The organism is Janthinobacterium agaricidamnosum NBRC 102515 = DSM 9628 (genome assembly GCF_000723165.1).
GTDB classification, from domain to species: Bacteria; Pseudomonadota; Gammaproteobacteria; order Burkholderiales; family Burkholderiaceae_D; genus Janthinobacterium; species Janthinobacterium agaricidamnosum.
On sequence record NZ_HG322949.1, the window covers coordinates 5,932,305 to 5,932,542 of the forward strand.

Below are 238 nucleotides of genomic sequence, written 5' to 3' on the forward strand. Positions count from 1 at the left end.
ACCGATCTTTGCTTCTTCCGGATTCATGGCCTTGTCGTCCAGCAGGAGACAAGCGCCAGTACAAGTTATGCCTGATGACCATAGCAAGTTGGTCCCACCCCTTCCCATCCCGAACAGGACCGTGAAACAACTCTGCGCCGATGATAGTGCTGCAACCAGTGTGAAAGTAGGTTATTGTCAGGCTAGTTATAAGAAAGAACCCCCTTCCGGTGATCCGGTCGGGGGTTTTTTTACGTCT

General features: G+C 51.3%; 1 rRNA gene. It reads left to right on the plus strand.

Annotated features, from left to right (window positions below):
- Positions 1-70: 70 nt before the first annotated feature.
- Positions 71-183, plus strand: a 5S ribosomal RNA gene (gene rrf / locus GJA_RS25785).
- Positions 184-238 lie beyond the last annotated feature (55 nt).